Below are 16,679 nucleotides of genomic sequence, written 5' to 3' on the forward strand. Positions count from 1 at the left end.
GTCGCGATCGCGCAACCGTCAAATCAGCGGCGCGCGGGGCGCGGGAGGGTATGGTCCGACCATGGAGCGTCGCGAGCTCGAAGCGGTCATCTATGAACGCGAACCGCCGATTGCGCGGATCATCCTGAACCGGGCGGACAAGGCCAACACCAAAGACGCGATCCTGGTCACCGAGGTGGACGACTGCCTGCACGAGGCCGACCGCGACAAGGACATCAAGGTCGTCATCCTCAAAGCCAACGGCAAGGGATTCTGCGGTGGGCACGTGGCCCGTTGGGGCCCCGACGAAAACCCGTATCCGGATTTCGGCGAGACGTTCGAGGATCTCTACAAGGGCACCGCCGACCTGTTCCTGTGGCCGACGTTGTACCTATGGGAATTTCCCAAGCCGACCATCTCGCAGATCCATGGCTATTGCATGGGCGGGGGCATCTATCTCGGGTTGCTCACCGACTTCTGCGTGGCGTCCGAGGACGCGTATTTCCAGATGCCCCTTGCCCAAAGCCTCGGCGAGCCCGGCGGGCACACCATGATCGAGCCGTGGCTGCTGATGAACTGGCACCGCACCATGGACTGGCTGCTGCTGGCGCCGACCCTGTCCGCGCAGCAGGCCCTGGACTGGGGTCTGCTCAATCGGGTGGTGCCACGCGATCAGCTCGAGGACACCGTCGAGGAGATGGCGCGCAGGATCGCCCAAATCCCGCTGACCACACTGATGGCGGTCAAGAACAACGTCAAGCGCGCCTGGGAATTGATGGGCATGCGGGTGCACCTGCAGGTCAGCCACATCCTGACGAACATGGTCGGCGCCGCCTCCGATGTGCAGGCGCGGCGGGCCGAGCTCATGCGGTCGGGTATGAAGCCGCGGGAATTCATCGACCGCGGCGAAAACGAGTCCCCGCCAACGTGACGGCAGCGTCACGTTCGGCGTCGAGCGTGGCAACAGTGTCACGTTCGGCGGGAATGCCCGCCTGACGGGTCCTTTCGCCGTTACTTGCCGGCGGCGTGGCGGGCGGCGACGTACCCGAACACCATCGAGCTGGCGATGCTCGCCCCGGCACCCGGATAGGTCCGCCCCATCACCGTGGCCGTGGTGTTGCCGGTGGCATACAAGCCCTCGATCACCCGATCCCGTTGGTCGAGGACCTGCGCGTGCTCGTTGGTGATCACGCCCCCGCACGTCCCGACGTCGGACGGGAGTACGCGGGTCGCGTAGTACGGCGCGGTGTCGAGCGGCCCGATCGCGGCGTTCGGCCGATACCCCGGATCGCCGAGGCAGTCGTTGTAGGCCGATTGGCCGCGGCCGAAGTCCGGGTCCAGCCCCTTGGTCGCGTACCGGTTGAACCGCTGGATCGTGCGGGCCAATTCGTCGGCGGGAAGGCCGATTTCGCCGGCCAGCTCCGCGATGGTCGGCGCGCGCTTCACGGCGCCGGACTCGATCAGTTCCGGCGGCAACGGCTGGTTGCGCTTGAGCGGGTTGGCGCTGGTGACGTATCTGCGGACGTATCCCTCGTCGAAGATCATCCAGCAGGGCACGGCCTTATTGGCGTACATCGCTTTGCCGACCTCGACGTAGGAGTTCGACTCGTTGCAGAACCTGCGGCCGCTCGGGTCGACGTAGATGGCGCCGGGTCGTTGGCGGCCCGAGCCCAGCGAGGCGGCGACCGCGCCGCCGTTGGCGATGAAAACCGAAGGCAGCCACCATGCTTCGTCGAGCAGATCGGTCTTGGCGCCCAAACGCATCGCCGCCTCGAGCGCCTCACCGGTGTCCCCGGCGTTGGCGATCGACCACTGCCCCTCGTTGGGCTGGTCGCCGCTGTAGCGGCGGCGCATCTCCTTGTTGTGGCCGAATCCGCCCGCGGCCAGCAGGACTCCTTTGCGCGCCTCGACGTGCAACGGCGTGCCGTCGCGCACGATGCGCGCGCCCACCACACGGCCGTCCTCGACGACGAGGTCGGCCATCGCGGCGTTGGTCCACAACGGGGGGTGCCCGTCGCTGAGATCCGTCAGCGCCTTGAGCATTTGACCGATCAGCGATGCGCCGTTGGTGAGGATCTGGCGCCGGCGGGCACGCGCGGCCGCGGTGCGCAGGAACACCTGGGCCGCCACGGCGAAGGCGCGCGGTGAGCGGTTGAAGTATTGAACCGACCGCAATTCGTTGGTCAGCACCACGTATCCGTAATTCTTCGCCAGCGGCGGCTGCACCTTGTCGCGCCAATCACCCAACTGCGCGGCGTCGAAAGGGATGCCCTCGACCGCGCGGCCGGACGCGTTGCCGCCCTTGTGATTCGGGTAGTAGTCGCTCCAGCCCGCACATCGGATCAGTCGCACACCCTTGCGGGTGAGGAAGTTGATCATCTCGTGGCCGGCCCGCAGGAACGTCTCGCGCCGCTCGGGCGAGGACGCCGCACCGATGTCGCCGACGACGTCGGCCAGGTAGGCCAGCCCGTCCTCGTGCGAGTCGGCGATGCCGTCGGCCCGCATCAACGGGTTGTTCGGCAGCCAGACGATGCCGCCGGACAGCCCCGTCGAACCGCCGACCAGTGACTGCTTTTCGATGATGAGGGGTTCGAGCCCGCAGTCCAGGGCGGCCAGGCCGGCGACCATGCCGCCCCCGCCGCTGCCCGCGATGAGCAGGTCCACGGAGCGGTCCCACTGCGGGCTCATCGCGCCTCCACGGGGCTCGTCGTGAAGCCGAGATCGGCGATCGGCACGTCGATGGTCGTGTTGGTCTTCTGGATCGCGGGCACCAGCGCGTCGTACGGCAGCCCGGCCAGGAAGCCGTCGATGACACGCTCGAAGTTGGAGATCAATCCTTCGATCTGGTTGGACAGCCGCATGAAGTCAAAGCCCTTGGAATGCAGCCCCTTTTGTTGCCTCGGCAGGTTGGAGAAGTCCTGGGCGGGAATCGGCGGCCAGCGCGGGTCGTCGGGCGCCATCGGTACCGGGGGCGTCGGTTTACCCGCCGATGCGTCGTTGGGAAACCGGGTGAGGGACCAGATCTCGAACAAGGTGTCCTCGGGTCCCAGCGGCCGGATCCGGTACGACGACGCGCTGCTGTAGGTCGGCAGGATGAAGTAGTGCGGGAAGGCGAACCCGATCGCGTCGGTGATGCCGCGGCGGACCAGCTCGTTGAGGTCGGGCATGCTGCTGCCGCGCGCGCGATGCCAGGCGACGACGGCGTCGTTGAGGGCGCTGCGCCACGCGGCCATTGCCGCCGCCGGGTCGGGCGGCAGCTCGATGTTCTGCAGGCCCTCGGCGATCCGGATGTCGTTTTCGTGCGTCATCCCGCCCATGCCGTCGCCGAGGGTGCGCATGAAATACAGGCTGCTCGCGACGACCGGGTGCACCGTCGCGGCGACTTCACCCGGCTGCGCGGACGGCAGCAACTGAGGGTGGGTTTGCGGGACGTGATAGCCCTCCATGAACGCCGCCGCGGCCAGCTTCCAGTTCACCGGCAGCCGGCACGACTGCCACCACTCGACGCGCAGCGAGTCGACCTGCCAGGCGTCGTAGACCGACGCGAACGGCTCCATCCAGTCCCGCAGCGCCGGCGCGTCGTCGTCGAGGTTGATCCACGCGCAACCGCCCCAGAGCTCGCATCGCACCGGCACGAGCCGAAGGTCGTCGGCGCTCAGGTTTTCCTCGGCGAACGCTTCGGGACGCAGCACGAACGTGTTGTGGCCGTCGAGGCCCCAGCACCAGCCGTGGAACGGGCACACGAAGGTGCGCCGATTCCCGTTGCCCTCCACCAGCTTCACGCCGCGATGCCGGCAGGCGTTGTGATACGCGCGCACGGTGTGGTTGTCCACCCTTGCCACGATGACGGACTGGTCGAGGATTTCGTATTCGACGAAGTCGCCGGGCTTGGGGATCTCCTCGAGCCGGCACGCCATTTGCCACATGCGGGGCCACAACATCTCGGCTTCCAGCGCGTAGAACTCGGGGTCGTAGTAGCGCTGTTTGGGGATCCGATCGGCGGTCCGAACCGCCCACGGTACGTTCCTAGCGTTCATAGCCATCCTCGTTCACACGATCCGCGATACCCGTCCCTGCCAGTACCGTTCGCGGATGCGCCTCTTGTAGAGCTTTCCGTTCGGGTCCCGCGGCAGCTCCGCGTCGAATTCCACGCTGCGCGGGCACTTGTAGCCGGCCAGGTGGGCCCGGCAGTAGTCGATGAGTTCGGCTTCGAGCTCCGACCCCGCGACCACGCCGTCGGCGGGCTGCACGACGGCCTTGACCTCTTCGCCGAATTCCTCGTTGGGGACCCCGAACACGGCCGCGTCGACCAGCTTCGGATGCATGACGAGCAGGTTCTCCGCCTCTTGCGGGTAGATGTTGACCCCGCCGGAGACGATCGTGAACGTCGACCGGTCGGTGAGGTACAGGTAGCCGTCTCGGTCGACGTATCCCATGTCGCCGAGCGAGCGCCAGCCGCGGTCGTTGCACACCGAGGCGGTCTTGGCGGGGTCCTTGAAGTACGCGAAGTCCGGTCCACCTTCGAAATACAGCTCGCCCGATTCGCCGACGGGGAGCTCCCGCCCGTCCTCGTCGAGCACGTGCACCGGGGCCATCGGGATGCCGACCGAGCCGGGGTGGGCGAGCCATTCCCGTGGTCCGATCGTCGTTCCGGCGAATCCTTCGGTCCCTCCGTAGTATTCGTGGATGATCGGTCCGAACCACTCCATCATGCGGCGTTTGACGTCGACGGGGCAGGGCGCGGCGGCGTGGATGACGCACCGCAGGCTCGAAACGTCGTACCTGTCCCGGACTTTCGCGGGCAGCTTGAGCATGCGCACGAACATCGTCGGCACGAACTGGGCGTGGGTCACCCGGTGCTCCTCGATCAGCCGCAGCACGGCCTCGGCGTCGAACCTGCGCAGCAGGATCGATGTGGCGCCGACGCGGTTGGCCGCCATGGTGTAGTTCACTCCGGCCGCGTGATACAGCGGCGCGGGGGACAGGTACACACTCGAGGGGCTCATCCCGTATTTGTGGATCAGCGCCAGCTCCAGCACCGCCTGCGCCCAGGACCCGTTGCCGTCCTCGGGCAGTGGCCGCCGCACCGCCTTGGGGCGCCCCGTGGTGCCCGACGAATACAGCATCTCCGAGCCGTCCGACACCGGCGGCGCTTCGCCAGCCGCGGCCAGCGCGTCCTCATAGGACTGCCAGCCGGCGATCGACCCCCCGACGGCGATGTGGGTGATCGGCGCGGCGTTGGCGGAACGGAGGTGCGCGGCCAGTTCGGGCATCGAGGCGTCGACAAAGACCGCTTTCGCGTCGGAGTCGTCGATGACGTAGGCGACCTCGTCGGGGATGAAATGGGTGTTGACGGGGGTGTAGTAGAGACCGGAAAGCTGAGCGCCCCAGGTGATTTCGAGGAATTCGGCGCTGTTCGGCAGAACCAGCGCGATGCCGTCGCCGCGACGCAGGCCGGCGTCGTGCAGCAGCGCGGCGACCCGCCGGCTGCGGGCATGCAGCTGGGCGTACGAGATCGCGTCACCGTCCGCGACGATGAGTGCCGGCGACTGAGCGGCACTGCGGGCGTGGTCGGCGATGTTCACCGGCAACCCTTAAGTGGTTGCGGCGCCGTCGGTCTGGGCGGCCGCGGCGGCCTGGCGGCGGGCGTGCTCGGAGGGCAACACCTTGTCCTTGAAGACGGTCTGAATCAGCTGCTGCACGTCCTTGCTGATCGAGGCGAGCGCGACGAGGTCATTGGAGCTCTGCCAGTGCACCCGCATGCCCATCAGCTCCCAGGCCCGTTTGAGGTTGGCCTTGGTGAGCATCAGCGTCGTCAGCGGCGCCTGGGCGATGTGGCGGGCGATCGCGTCGACCCGGTCGTCGAGGTCCTCACGCTTGACCACCTCGTTGACGAGGCCGACTTCCAGCGCCTTCCTGGCGTCGATCACCTCGGCGGTGAACAGGTAGTAGGCGGCGCGCCGCCAGTTCATGAAAACCCATGGCTCGATCGAACATTCGCCCGACGGCATGCCGAACCCCTGCAGCGGCGGGTAGGAGAAGTAGGCGTCCTCGGAGGCGATGACGATGTCGGTGGTCAGGCCCATGTGCGTGCCGCCGCCCACGCAGTAGCCGTGCACCTGGGCGATGGTGGGTTTGGAAAATTCCCACAGGTTCAATGTCGGCTTGACGAACAAGTCGCTCTGGGCTTTCCACGGATGGCCGGTGACCATGGCGTTCTCGACGAACGACGGGTAGTCGACGGCGTTGTTGCCGATCGCGTGGCCCGAGCAGAAGCCCTTGCCGTTGGCCTTGAGGATGAGCACCTTGATGTCGTAGTCGCGGTCGGCGTCGGCCAGCGCCGCGTCGACCTCCTCGGCCAGCTTCTGGTCCTGCGCGTTGGCCTTCTCCGGCCAGTTCAGGGTGACGCGGGCGATGGGGCCGTCCTTTTCGTAGATGATTCTCTCGCGGGTCTCGTTGAGATCCATGGGATACCTTTCTTCGTTATGACGAGATGACGCCGATTTCGGCGCCGATGTCGTAGGTGGTCCCGACCTGGCCCGTCCACCGCACGGTCCCCGTCGCCCCCGCTTCGATCTCCTGCTCGACCTTCTCGGTGGCGATGACGTAGATCGGCGTGCCCGCCTCGACGTGTTCGCCGGCGCCGACGAGCAGCCCGGTCAGTTCGGCCTCCGAGACCGCCACCGAGACCCGGGGGATGCGAATGATGAAGTCAGCCATGCACCTTCGCCCTCTCGCAGGTGCGCAGGGCCGCTTCGACGATCCGCGCCGGCGAGGGATACACCTGGGCCTCGAGCGCCGCCGCGGCCGGGTTGGGGACGAATCGCGCGGCGACCCGCTCGACCGGCGCGGCGAGCTCCCCGAAGAGTTGTGCGTGCAGGATCGCGGCGATCTCCGCCCCGGGGCCCGCGAATTGCACGGCGTCATGGACGATCACGGCTCGGCGCGTGCGGCGCACGGACCCCACGATGGTGTCGACGTCGAGCGGCACCAGGGTGCGCAGGTCGATCACCTCGGCGCTGACACCCCGCTCGCCCAGCGTGTCCGCGGCGCTCAGCGCGTCGTGCACGCAGCGGCCGTAGGCGATCACGCTGACGTCGGTGCCCGGCCGCTTGATGTCGGCCTGCCCGAGCGGGATGGAGAACCCGGGCTCGGTGGGGACGGGGCCCTTCTTGCTCTGCAACCGGATCGTTTCGACGAACAGGCACGGATCCGGGTCGAAGATCGCCGCGGTCAGCAGCCCCTTGCCGTCGCGTGGGGTGGAGGGCACGATCACCTTCATCCCGGGGATGTGCATGAACCACGCCTCGAGGCTCTGCGAATGCGTTGCGCCCGTGGCCAATCCGGCATATACCTGGGTGCGGACGGTGATGGGCGCCGACGTGCGCCCGGCGGTCATGAACCTCAGCTTGGCGGCGTTGTTGATCAGCTGATCGGCGGCGATCCCGATGAAATCCATGATCATGATCTCGGCGACGGGCAGCAGCCCGTCGATCGCCGCGCCGATGGCCGCGCCCACGATCGCGGCCTCCGAGATCGGCGTGTCGAGGACGCGGTCGTGGCCGTACTTCGTCGACAAGCCCGCCGTCGGCCCGGAGGCGCCGGGATCGGCGATGTCCTCCCCGAGCAGGAACACCCGTTCGTCGGCCGCGAGCGCCTGGTCCAGCGCGAGGTTGAGCGCCTCGCGCATGGTCATCTCCTTGTCGTCCATGCGCTTACACCGGGAACGCGATCGGGGCGACGTATACGTCGCGGTCGAGTTCGTCGATCGACGGGGAGTCCGCGCCCAGCACGGTCCGCAGGGCCGCCTCCACCGCGGCCGCCGCGTCGCTGTCGATGCGGACGAGATCGTCGTGATCGCAGACGCCGGTCCCTTCCAGGTGGCTGCGGAACCGGGGCACCGGGTCGGCGGCCAGCGCCGCCTCGAGTTGTTCGGCGGGGATGTAGGGCGTCCGGTCGCCGAAGTAATGGCCGCGGAAGCGGAACGTGACGCACTCGATGAAGGTGGGGCCGCCTCCGTCGCGCGCCCGCCGCAGCGCGTCGTCGAGCGCCGCTTTCACCGCGAGCGGGTCGTTGCCGTCGACGCGCACGCCCGGCATGCCGTAGCCGGCGGCCCGGTCGGCGACGTGTTCGAGCTTCATGGTGTCCGATGTCGGTGTCATCTCGGCGTAGAGGTTGTTCTGGCAGACGAAAACGAGCGGCAGGTCCCACAGCGCGGCCATGTTGGCGGCCTCGTGAAACGAGCCGGTGTTCGTGGCGCCGTCGCCGAAGCTGACCACCGTGACGCGGTCGATGCCCTTGCGTTTGGCGGCCATTGCCAGCCCGACGGCCACGGGTGGCCCGGCGCCGACGATGCCCGTCGAAAGCATCACGCCCTTGGCGGGATTGGCGATGTGCATGGTGCCGCCCTTGCCCCGGCCGGCGCCCACCGTGCGGCCCATCATCTCGCCGTAGATCTCCTCGAGCGGGACGCCCTTGCCGATCAGGTCGTGCAGGCCGCGGTAGGTCGTCACCAGCTGGTCGTCGGGCCGCAGCGCCACGCCCATCGCGGCGGCGATCGCCTCCTGGCCCCGCGAGGGCCAGTACACGCACATTAACTCGCCGGTGCCGATGCCCTTGGACAATCGATCGTCGGCCGCCTTCATCAGCACCATCAATTCGTACAGGCGACGCTCGACGCCCTGCGAGACCGATTGCGGTGCATCGTGTTCGGTGGTCATCACGCTCCCGACCAGGGTTTGACCTTGAGGAAGCCCCCGGCGTCGACGCGCAACTGCTGTCCGGTGATGTAGCGCGCCGCGTCCGAGGCGAGGAACAGCACCGCCTCGCTGATGTCTTCGGGCTCGACGTAGGGGACCGGCATCGCCTGCACGAGCGGGAACACCGGCTCGGCATCCTCGCGAGTCGGCTCCGCCAGATCGGGCCGGAAGGCGCGATACATCGGTGGGCTGTGCAGCATGTCGGTGTTGACGTTCGTCGGATGCACAGCGTTCATCCGGATGGAAAACCGGGCCAGCGCCAACGCGAAGTCGTTGACGTAGTGTGCGGCAGCCAGTTTCGCGAAGGCGTACCCGGCCCCGCCGGGGCCACCGTCGATCCCGCTGGTATTCATCGATGACATGAACGCCGCGTTGGAGCCGATGACGATGATCGACGCGCCGGGGCGCAGGTGTTTGAGGCTCGCGTGCACCAGATTCAGCACGCCGATGAGATCCACGTCCACCGCGTCGGCGAAGGCTTGCGGCGGCAGACCCGCGGTCAGGGGGCAGATGCCCGCGTTGGCGACCACGACGTCCAGATGCCCGAACTCGGCGACGCCGGCATCGATGGCGGCGGACAAGGCCACGCGGTCGCGAACGTCCGCGACCGCCGTGTACGCGCGTTGCCCTTCCTTTTCGACCAGCCGCGCCGTCTCGTCGAGGTCCTCCGGACGGGCCAGGGGGTATTCGTTGGTTTCGATGTCGGCACACAAATCCACCGCGATGATGTCCGCGCCCTCGGCGGCCAGCATCCGCGCGTGCGAGCGGCCCTGGCCGCGTGCGGCGCCGCTGATGACGGCCACCTTGCCCGCTACTCTGCCCATCGGCCGCCCTTCGTCCGTCCGGCTACGTCGCGATTCACATTGGGGCCCAACGGTATTCGGTGTGACGGCAGTAAGCCCGGGCGAGGATGAGGGGGCCGGTCACCCGTCTGGGCGGTGGCGGGGCGCGCGATCACCGCGGCGGTTGGCGAAACGAGACCTTCGGCCGGCTCCATCGCATCTCTTCCCGGAAAAACTGCGCTGACCTGCGGATGGGCTATCACTACGCCCAAGACTAGCTAGAATATCTAAAATAGCAAGGAATGGCGGCGAGCGAGGGGATTGGCGATGTCCGACGGGGTACTGCGCGGCGTGCGGGTGGTGGAATTGGCGTCGTGGACGTACGTGCCGTCGGCCGGTGCGGCCCTGTCGGACTGGGGCGCCGACGTCATCAAGGTGGAGGGTGTCACCTCGGGCGACCCGGGCCGCGCGCTGGTCGTCGGAGGTTTCACCCGGCAAGCCGCCCGCCCCGACGCCGACTTCATCCTCGAGTTGGGCAACCGCGGGAAGCGCAGCATCGGGATCGACATCAAATCGGCGACCGGCCGTGAGCTGTTCGGCCGGCTGCTGGCCAGCGCGGACGTCTTCTTGACCAATTGGCTTCCGGGCGCGCTCGAGCGGGCCCGCCTGACCGTCGACGACATCCGCTCGTTCAACCCGAAGATCATCATCGCGCGCGGCACCGGGCTGGGCGTGCGGGGACCGGACCGGGACAGGGGCGGATTCGACGCCGCGACGTACCTCGCGCGGGGCGGGGTCGCGTACACGCTCACACCGTTCGGCACCGAGACCCCGGCGGTTCAGGGGCCGGGTTTCGGTGACCTGCAGGGTGGGGCGACACTGGCCGGCGGTGTCTGCGCCGCCCTGTTCCACCGCGAACGCACCGGCGAGCCCACGATCGTCGACTCCTCGCTGCTGGCCCAGGCGATGTGGTCGATAGCGCCGTCCATTTCGGCCGCCGACTTCTTCGACATCGACGGGATTCCGGGCGCCCCGCCGGGGCTGGCCATCAACCCGCTCGTCAACCGCTACAAGACCAAGGACGGCAGGTGGATCCAACTGGTCTTCCTGCAGCCGGACAAGTTTTGGGTGGGCTTCTGCCGGCGTATGGGCCTGGCCGAGCTGGCCGACGACGAGCGATTTGTCCCGTCGAGCAACCTGATCGCCAACGCGGCCGCGGCGACCGAACTCTTCGCGGATGCGTTCGCCCGCCACGACCTCGCGCACTGGCAACGTGTGCTTGCGGACGAACCCGGCGTGTGGGGCGCCCTGGCGACGCCGCGGGAGACCCTCAACGACCCGCAGGTCGAGCCCAACGGATACGTGGTGACCAACGTGGACGACCACGGCGAGAAGTACCGGATCGTCGCCGCCCCGGTGCAATTCGACGAAACCCCGCCGGCGCCCGCGCGTGCACCCGAACACGGCCAGCACACCGAGGAGATCCTGCTGGAGCTCGACGTCGATTGGGACGACATCGCCAAGGCCAAGGAGCTCGGGGCGATTCTCTAAGGCCGCGGGCGGGGGAGCGACCTAATCGCGGGATTCGCAACCCGTTTCGATACCACGCGTCGCGGATTCCGTGGTTAGCAGCCGATTCCGAAAGGGTCACGGGCGGATATCAATGTCTCCCGCGGTCTGGCAGAACGCAGGCCATCGACAAATCATGGCACAGGGCGCTTTTGAGGTATGCGGCCGCGACGATGCGTAGCACACACGAATTCCTCGTCCGGTACGTGAGTGGCGGATTCATTGACGGCGCCGCAGGAGGTATCCACAGCATGACATCGAACTGGGTTCCCGCCCAGACTTCGTGCGGCCCGCACTCCGGTCGCATCCTCGACACCGCGCGGGGCATCCTCATCGGCCTGCGCCGGTGCCCCTCGGAGGCCGCCCTGGACGAATTGCACAGTGCGGCATTGCGGCACAAGGTTCCGGTGTTCGCGATGGCATGGGCGCTGGTGCACCTGGCCGGCGACGGTCAACAGACACCCAGTTTCGCCGACGCCCAGTCCGCGGCGCGGCACGAATGGGGTCGGTTGTTCGAGTCCGCCGCAGTGCCCTGTTGAGCGGGCACCAAGACGTTGGGACGGCCGAGCTTTCGAGGGGTAACCCGGCCGTCTCCAACTCTCTCGACAACTCTTTCGATAACTCTTTCGATGAAGCACCCGACCGTTCTGCGGGTCGCGCCTTCGGGCTCGAGCTCTATTGGCCGGCTCGCGGGCGCGGCAGCAGGCGCTGGCGGAAAAATCGGGCGGCCCGTCGACCGATGTTTGAAACCGACTACGGCATAAGCCTGTTCCGCTGACGGGCGCACACCGAATCCAAAAGATGTGGGCGTCGAGCGAAGTGCGAGAATGTCATCTGTGGCCGGTGTCCAACGCGATGTGAACCGGGTCCGCTGATGGGCTCGGGGCCCCGGCTGTACCGCCCGCGCTCTGAGCTGGCGGACCATATCGAATTCTTCGGGCATTGGCTCCATCGCGGGGCCACCTACCGAAGCCGGGCGCTGCCGCGCGGCGCGGTGACGATCGTCTTCGACGTCGGCCACCGCCAGCAACTGGACCTCTATGCCGCCGACGGCACCACCAAGATGAGCGTTCCGCCTGCCTTCATCACGGGATCACAGAACACGCCCTACGTCTCGGACATCGCTGCCGACGAGCCCGTCGTGGCCATCCATTTCCGGCCCGGGGGCGCATTTCCGTTTCTGGGCATACCGTTGGGCGACCTGGCGGATGGACCCGTGGGCGTCGGTGAGATCTGGGGACGGCAAGGACGCGACTTGCACGAGCGCCTGATCGAGGCACCGTCCGTCCCGGCCAGGTTTCGTCTGCTGGAGCAGTTCATGCTCGCGCAGGCGCGCTCGTCGGTGCCTCGGCATCCCGGCGTCGCCGCCGCGATGGCTGCGGTCGAGGCCGATCCCTCGATTCGACTGGCTGACGTCCGCCGCATGACCGGACTGTCCACCAAGCGGCTCATCGCCCTGTTCCGCGACGAAGTTGGCTTGCCCCCAAAGGAATTTGCCCGTGCCCGGCGCTTCCAAGCCGCGCTGAAGCGCCTTGGTGACGGCACGCCCGGCGCCCGCATCGCCGCCGACCTAGGGTATTTCGACCAGTCCCATTTCGTGCGGGAATTCCGGGCTTTCAGCGGGACGACGCCGACCTGCTACCGGCGGCAGCGCATCCTGTTGCCCAGCCACGTCCCGCTCGGGCGGCACAAATATCCAAGACCATTCGTTCGTGTGTGCTCATGATTGCGACATGGAAGACACCAGATTAGCCGTCGCCCACACGGGCCTGTTGGTTGCCGCGATGCGCGCCGAGGAATCCGCGCGCCGGGACCGACTGTTCACCGATCCGTTCGCAGAACGGCTCGCCGGCGACGAGGGGCGCGAATTGCTTGCCCAAGCCGTGGCGAAGACGGGCGCGACGTCACCGCAGATCGCCATCCGGACGCGCTTCTGGGATGAGCGCCTGCTGCGGGCTCAATCGGACGGCATTTCGCAGGTCGTGATCCTCGCCGCAGGCATGGACGCCCGCGCATACCGTCTGCCGTGGCAGCCGGGCACCACCGTTTACGAAGTCGACCAGCCCCGGGTGACCGCCATCAAGGACGAACGGCTCGCCGGCGAGCAACCCCGGTGCCAGCGGGTTGCGGTGGGCATCGATCTGGCCGACGATTGGCCGAAGGCGCTGCGTTCCCAGGGGTTTTCGTCGTCCGCACCGGCGGTGTGGCTAGTCGAGGGTCTGCTGCAGTACCTCGATGCATCGGATGTCGACGCCTTGTTCGCCAGAATCGACGCGTTGTCCGCGCCGGGTTCGCGGGTGCTCTATGACCTGGTCGGGGCGACGTTGCTGGAAGCCGAATTCCTGCAGCCCACCCTGGAATTCATGCGGCGCCTCGGTGCGCCATGGACGTTCGGTACCGACGCACCGGCGTCCCTCGTCGAGCGGCACGGCTGGACGGCCCACGTCACCGATGTCGCCGAGCCTGGAACGAAGTGGAATCGCTGGGACCACCCGGTGGTCCCGCTCGACGTGCCCGGAATACCGCGCGGCTACTTCGTCGAGGCGGTCAAGGCCTAGCTTCGGTCCGCAATAGCGCCAGGCTATTTCGGCGGCGGCAGTTGGCGCGGGCCTTCCGACGCACCCAAATCCCGCGGCGCTCCGCGCGTCGCCAACTCCGGTGCGTGTCCGGCGGCCGGCAGACGACCCTCGCCGGGTGTGTAGCGCGATGAGGTGACGAATTCCGGCTGGCCGGAAGGGGTTTCGGCGCCACCACCGGAGTGCGACAGCGCTGCGCTCGAGGCCTCGGAATTGACCGTCACCGTGCGGGTTCGCTTGAGCGCGAACGTGATCTCTTCGGTCTCTTCGAGCACCCCTTCGAACACGTGGCGCGCGGTGCGTAGCGGCTGGGTCGTGGTGTCGATCACCCGCGCCACGAACGGCGGTACCAGCGGCCTGATCCAGCGGGCGGCCGCCCTGGTCGCCTCGGGGAGCGACGGGATCAACGGCGCGTTTCGCTCATCGGGGCGCGCGATCTCGTCGCCCGCCTCCGGCGCGGGCCGCTGGGCGATCGCCCGGCTGGCCGCCTCCGCTTCGGCGGCGATCGGCAGATACCCGCCGTCCTCGACCGGTTCGACGGCCCGCCGCGACGGCGCGTGCACCGGGCTCTCGAGGGCCTGCAGGACACGGCGACGCTGATGCTCGCGGTCGATCTCGGTCTGCGCCTCGATGGCGAGCCGGGCCTGGGTCAATTGGTGCTCGGCCCACATGATCTCGGCGTCGCGGCGGACCTCGGCCCGCTTGATCGCGATGGCGGTCTCCGCGTCGAGTTCGGCGCGGTCGCGCTCCGCGCGCGCGGCGGCGTGGCGATCATAAGTTGTCTGCCCGCGCCACAACCCCAGGATCAGTGGCGCCAGGTACAGCAGCACGCACGCCCCGACGGTCAGCACACGCAGGGCTTGGGCCCCCGCGGTGTTCCACGCGAGGTCATTCATCGCGACCCACCGTGCGCCCAGGCCCCGGCCGGCGTCGGCGATGACGCCGCGCCGCGCATCCTGCAGGTCTTGCTCCTGTCGCGAGATCGTGGCATCCAACGCCGGCGCGCGGCTGTCCCGCGCGGACAGCGCGGCGTCGAGTTCATGCTGGGCGTCGTTGAGAAGCTCGTTGCCAGTGCGGGTTTCGGGTCCGGGGCCCGGAACGCCGGTGATCCGGGTCTGCGGGCAACCGGGAGTGGGGTGATATTCACAGCGGGCGACGACCAGGGCCCTGTCCTGCCGATCGCGGGCCTGCGTGACGGCGCGCTCGAGCGCGGCGCGCGCCTCCTCGGTGCGCTGTAGCGATGCCGATGCCTGCGCGACCGCGGGCGCCGATTCCGCGGCGCGCGCAGCGCGTTCGTCGAGGCGCCGGTCGATTGAACCGGACAGGATCACCAACGTGGCTAGTTCGCCGACGATGACGCCGACCGCGGCCGCCATCGCGGCGCGTCCCACGAGGCCCGGGCGGCTCCGGTGGGGGCCCGGCACGGTGGCGCGGGTTACCGCGCCGGCCAGCAGGCCGAAGGCGACGGTCAGCGGCACGACGGCAACGCTCGTCGCGCGGGCCGACCCGCCCACTGCCAGCGCCGCGACCAGCCAGGCCAGCGCGGCTCCCAGCATCACGACGGCGCCGGCCACGCCGTGGGCGGACCGCTCGTGGCGTTCGCCGGCCTCGCGGCCGTGTCCGCCGCCGAGCCAGATGAGCGCTTCCGCGACCCTGGCCAGGCCCGGGCGGCGGTCGATTACTTCCTGGGGCATGAGACTGAAAACACCTCCGCGATCAAGCCTCCCAGGCCCGGGGCCGACGCATCGAATCGAAGCCGCCACGTGTGACGGGCCTCACAGGCCGGCGGGATGGACGCAGATCACCAGCCGGGCGTCGGCCGGGCGGGCCCGGTGCGACGGGACGGGAACGGGCGCGTAATTCCTGCGACGCGAGCGGATCAGCGGCCGTTCGGGCAGGTGACGTGAGACGGTATAAGCCTATGTCGAATCACGATTTTGTCACCTACGAGGAATTCGGTCGCAGGTTCTTCGAGGTCGCCGTCACCCCCGAGCGTGTCGCCGCCGCGTTCGCCGACATCGCCGGCAGCGAGTTCGCCATGGAGCCGATCGCGCAGGGACCGGGCAAGATCGCCAAAGTCAGTGCGAATGTCTCCATCCAGGAGCCCCGCGTCACCCGCCGGCTGGGCGACAGCATCACCTTCGTCATCCACATACCGCTGTCGATCGACCTGCTCGTGGACCTGTGGCTCGACAAGCAGCGCTTCGTGGTCTCGGGTGACATCGCCCTGCGAGCGACCGCGCGCGCGGCCGAGCCGCTGCTGCTGATCGTCGACGTCGCCAAGCCGAGGCCTTCCGACATCACCGTCAACGTCTCGTCGAATTCCATCCGCGGCGAGGTGCTGCGGATCCTGGCGGGAGTGGACGGCGAGATCCGGCGATTCATCGCGCAGTACGTCGCGGCCGAGATCGACGCGCCGGCGTCGCAGGCGGCACAGATCATCGACGTCGCTCAGCAACTCGAACAGGCGTGGCCCTGAGGCTGCCCCACGAATAGCGCCGGCGGTGTTGGGGTACCCACCCACGGTTGTGCGTTTGACCACGTGGGTGGCGGCGCTTGGGATCGGGGAGGAGCGGAGGAACGCCTTGGCTCGAGTAGATGTTTCGGTGTCCTCGAAGGTGGAGCCGGAAGCGGCCTGGAAGCTGGCGTCGGACCTGGACCGGTTCGACGAGTGGATGACGATCTTCGCCGGGTGGCGAAGCCCCGTTCCCGACACGATCGAGGAAGGCACCTGTGTCTCGTCGTGCGTGAAGGTCAAGGGTTTCCGCAACGTCATCCATTGGACCGTCACCCGGTACGACGAGCCGAAATCGATTGAGCTGCAAGGCCGTGGCCGTGGTGGAATCCGGCTCAATGTGGAGATGACCGTGTCGGCGAACGACCCGGGATCGACCTTTCACCTCACCGCCGACCTCAAAGGCGGCCTGCTCAGCGGGCCGATCGGGGGACTGGTCGCCAGGGTGCTGCGATCGGACGTGCAAAAGTCCGTGAACAACCTCGCGTCGTTGCGGTAG

Annotated in this window: 16 protein-coding genes; 7 read left to right on the forward strand and 9 right to left on the reverse strand. The window is 68.0% G+C overall.

All coding sequences use genetic code 11. From position 1 onward, the window contains the following. Positions 1 to 61: 61 nt before the first annotated feature. Positions 62 to 910 (forward strand): enoyl-CoA hydratase-related protein, encoded by an 849-nt coding sequence (locus QGN31_RS13115; RefSeq protein WP_201358672.1) that lies wholly within the window; start codon positions 62 to 64, stop codon positions 908 to 910. An 80-nt stretch (positions 911 to 990) separates the two neighbouring features. Here the strand turns inward: QGN31_RS13115 and QGN31_RS13120 are convergent, their stop codons facing one another. Genes QGN31_RS13120 through QGN31_RS13155 form a run of 8 tightly spaced genes read right to left on the reverse strand, consistent with a single transcriptional unit; the run spans position 991 to position 9,562 of the window. Further along, positions 991 to 2,667 (reverse strand): FAD-binding protein, encoded by a 1,677-nt coding sequence (locus QGN31_RS13120; protein ID WP_201358671.1) that lies wholly within the window; start codon positions 2,665 to 2,667, stop codon positions 991 to 993. Beyond that, entirely contained in the window at positions 2,664 to 4,016 is a 1,353-nt protein-coding gene (locus tag QGN31_RS13125) for an aromatic ring-hydroxylating oxygenase subunit alpha (protein ID WP_201358670.1), read from the reverse strand. The genes QGN31_RS13120 and QGN31_RS13125 overlap by 4 nt, the downstream gene beginning before the upstream one ends. Positions 4,017 to 4,028: 12 nt before the next feature. Next, positions 4,029 to 5,564, reverse strand: coding sequence for an acyl-CoA synthetase (locus tag QGN31_RS13130; RefSeq protein WP_201358669.1), 1,536 nt, complete (start codon positions 5,562 to 5,564; stop codon positions 4,029 to 4,031). Between the two features lie 9 nt (positions 5,565 to 5,573). Next, complete coding sequence (locus tag QGN31_RS13135; RefSeq protein ID WP_008257091.1) at positions 5,574 to 6,446, reverse strand: enoyl-CoA hydratase-related protein; 873 nt, start codon at positions 6,444 to 6,446, stop codon at positions 5,574 to 5,576. A 16-nt stretch (positions 6,447 to 6,462) separates the two neighbouring features. Beyond that, positions 6,463 to 6,699 (reverse strand): biotin/lipoyl-containing protein, encoded by a 237-nt coding sequence (locus tag QGN31_RS13140; RefSeq protein ID WP_008257090.1) that lies wholly within the window; start codon positions 6,697 to 6,699, stop codon positions 6,463 to 6,465. Further along, positions 6,692 to 7,690, reverse strand: a complete 999-nt coding sequence (locus QGN31_RS13145; RefSeq protein ID WP_009952446.1) for an alpha-ketoacid dehydrogenase subunit beta — start codon at positions 7,688 to 7,690, stop codon at positions 6,692 to 6,694. The genes QGN31_RS13140 and QGN31_RS13145 overlap by 8 nt, the downstream gene beginning before the upstream one ends. 4 nt (positions 7,691 to 7,694) lie before the next feature. Then, a complete protein-coding gene (locus tag QGN31_RS13150; RefSeq protein ID WP_201407085.1) occupies positions 7,695 to 8,699 on the reverse strand; it encodes a thiamine pyrophosphate-dependent dehydrogenase E1 component subunit alpha in 1,005 nt (334 codons plus the stop codon). Next, positions 8,699 to 9,562 (reverse strand): mycofactocin-coupled SDR family oxidoreductase, encoded by an 864-nt coding sequence (locus tag QGN31_RS13155; protein ID WP_020188627.1) that lies wholly within the window; start codon positions 9,560 to 9,562, stop codon positions 8,699 to 8,701. Before QGN31_RS13155 ends, QGN31_RS13150 begins: the two co-directional genes overlap by 1 nt. 285 nt (positions 9,563 to 9,847) lie before the next feature. On the opposite strand from QGN31_RS13155, the gene QGN31_RS13160 reads away from it, so the two are divergent. From QGN31_RS13160 to QGN31_RS13175, 4 genes are all read left to right on the forward strand, one after another. Next, on the forward strand, positions 9,848 to 11,071 hold the full coding sequence (locus QGN31_RS13160; RefSeq protein WP_009952449.1) for a CaiB/BaiF CoA transferase family protein: 1,224 nt from the start codon (positions 9,848 to 9,850) through the stop codon (positions 11,069 to 11,071). Between the two features lie 269 nt (positions 11,072 to 11,340). Further along, complete coding sequence (locus QGN31_RS13165) at positions 11,341 to 11,628, forward strand: ANTAR domain-containing protein (RefSeq protein WP_008257079.1); 288 nt, start codon at positions 11,341 to 11,343, stop codon at positions 11,626 to 11,628. A gap of 335 nt (positions 11,629 to 11,963) precedes the next feature. Beyond that, the gene (locus QGN31_RS13170; protein WP_201358664.1) at positions 11,964 to 12,815 is read left to right on the forward strand and encodes a helix-turn-helix domain-containing protein; all 852 of its coding nucleotides are present in this window, start codon (positions 11,964 to 11,966) and stop codon (positions 12,813 to 12,815) included. Between the two features lie 7 nt (positions 12,816 to 12,822). After that, complete coding sequence (locus tag QGN31_RS13175) at positions 12,823 to 13,647, forward strand: SAM-dependent methyltransferase (protein WP_201358663.1); 825 nt, start codon at positions 12,823 to 12,825, stop codon at positions 13,645 to 13,647. A 23-nt stretch (positions 13,648 to 13,670) separates the two neighbouring features. Here QGN31_RS13175 and QGN31_RS13180 read toward each other — a convergent pair whose 3' ends face one another. Beyond that, positions 13,671 to 15,359, reverse strand: a complete 1,689-nt coding sequence (locus QGN31_RS13180) for a DUF4407 domain-containing protein (RefSeq protein ID WP_201407084.1) — start codon at positions 15,357 to 15,359, stop codon at positions 13,671 to 13,673. Positions 15,360 to 15,586: 227 nt separating this feature from the next. Here QGN31_RS13180 and QGN31_RS13185 point away from each other — a divergent pair, with 227 nt between their 5' ends. Then, the gene (locus QGN31_RS13185; RefSeq protein ID WP_009954143.1) at positions 15,587 to 16,144 is read left to right on the forward strand and encodes a hypothetical protein; all 558 of its coding nucleotides are present in this window, start codon (positions 15,587 to 15,589) and stop codon (positions 16,142 to 16,144) included. Between the two features lie 106 nt (positions 16,145 to 16,250). Continuing rightward, positions 16,251 to 16,679 (forward strand): type II toxin-antitoxin system Rv0910 family toxin, encoded by a 429-nt coding sequence (locus QGN31_RS13190; protein ID WP_014382645.1) that lies wholly within the window; start codon positions 16,251 to 16,253, stop codon positions 16,677 to 16,679.

It is taken from the genome of Mycobacterium sp. 2-64, from assembly GCF_035918375.1.
GTDB lineage: Bacteria > Actinomycetota > Actinomycetes > Mycobacteriales > Mycobacteriaceae > Mycobacterium > Mycobacterium intracellulare.

Bases quoted from the DNA above. Each gene is read 5' to 3' on its own strand.
- QGN31_RS13125 (WP_201358670.1), bottom strand. From the start codon at position 4,016: ATGAACGCTAGGAACGTACCGTGGGCGGTTCGGACCGCCGATCGGATC.
- QGN31_RS13135 (WP_008257091.1), bottom strand. From the start codon at position 6,446: ATGGATCTCAACGAGACCCGCGAGAGAATCATCTACGAAAAGGACGGC.
- QGN31_RS13175 (WP_201358663.1), top strand. From the start codon at position 12,823: ATGGAAGACACCAGATTAGCCGTCGCCCACACGGGCCTGTTGGTTGCC.
- QGN31_RS13150 (WP_201407085.1), bottom strand. From the start codon at position 8,699: ATGACCACCGAACACGATGCACCGCAATCGGTCTCGCAGGGCGTCGAG.
- QGN31_RS13115 (WP_201358672.1), top strand. From the start codon at position 62: ATGGAGCGTCGCGAGCTCGAAGCGGTCATCTATGAACGCGAACCGCCG.
- QGN31_RS13165 (WP_008257079.1), top strand. From the start codon at position 11,341: ATGACATCGAACTGGGTTCCCGCCCAGACTTCGTGCGGCCCGCACTCC.
- QGN31_RS13155 (WP_020188627.1), bottom strand. From the start codon at position 9,562: ATGGGCAGAGTAGCGGGCAAGGTGGCCGTCATCAGCGGCGCCGCACGC.
- QGN31_RS13160 (WP_009952449.1), top strand. From the start codon at position 9,848: ATGTCCGACGGGGTACTGCGCGGCGTGCGGGTGGTGGAATTGGCGTCG.
- QGN31_RS13170 (WP_201358664.1), top strand. From the start codon at position 11,964: ATGGGCTCGGGGCCCCGGCTGTACCGCCCGCGCTCTGAGCTGGCGGAC.
- QGN31_RS13120 (WP_201358671.1), bottom strand. From the start codon at position 2,667: ATGAGCCCGCAGTGGGACCGCTCCGTGGACCTGCTCATCGCGGGCAGC.
- QGN31_RS13145 (WP_009952446.1), bottom strand. From the start codon at position 7,690: ATGGACGACAAGGAGATGACCATGCGCGAGGCGCTCAACCTCGCGCTG.
- QGN31_RS13140 (WP_008257090.1), bottom strand. From the start codon at position 6,699: ATGGCTGACTTCATCATTCGCATCCCCCGGGTCTCGGTGGCGGTCTCG.
- QGN31_RS13185 (WP_009954143.1), top strand. From the start codon at position 15,587: ATGTCGAATCACGATTTTGTCACCTACGAGGAATTCGGTCGCAGGTTC.
- QGN31_RS13180 (WP_201407084.1), bottom strand. From the start codon at position 15,359: ATGCCCCAGGAAGTAATCGACCGCCGCCCGGGCCTGGCCAGGGTCGCG.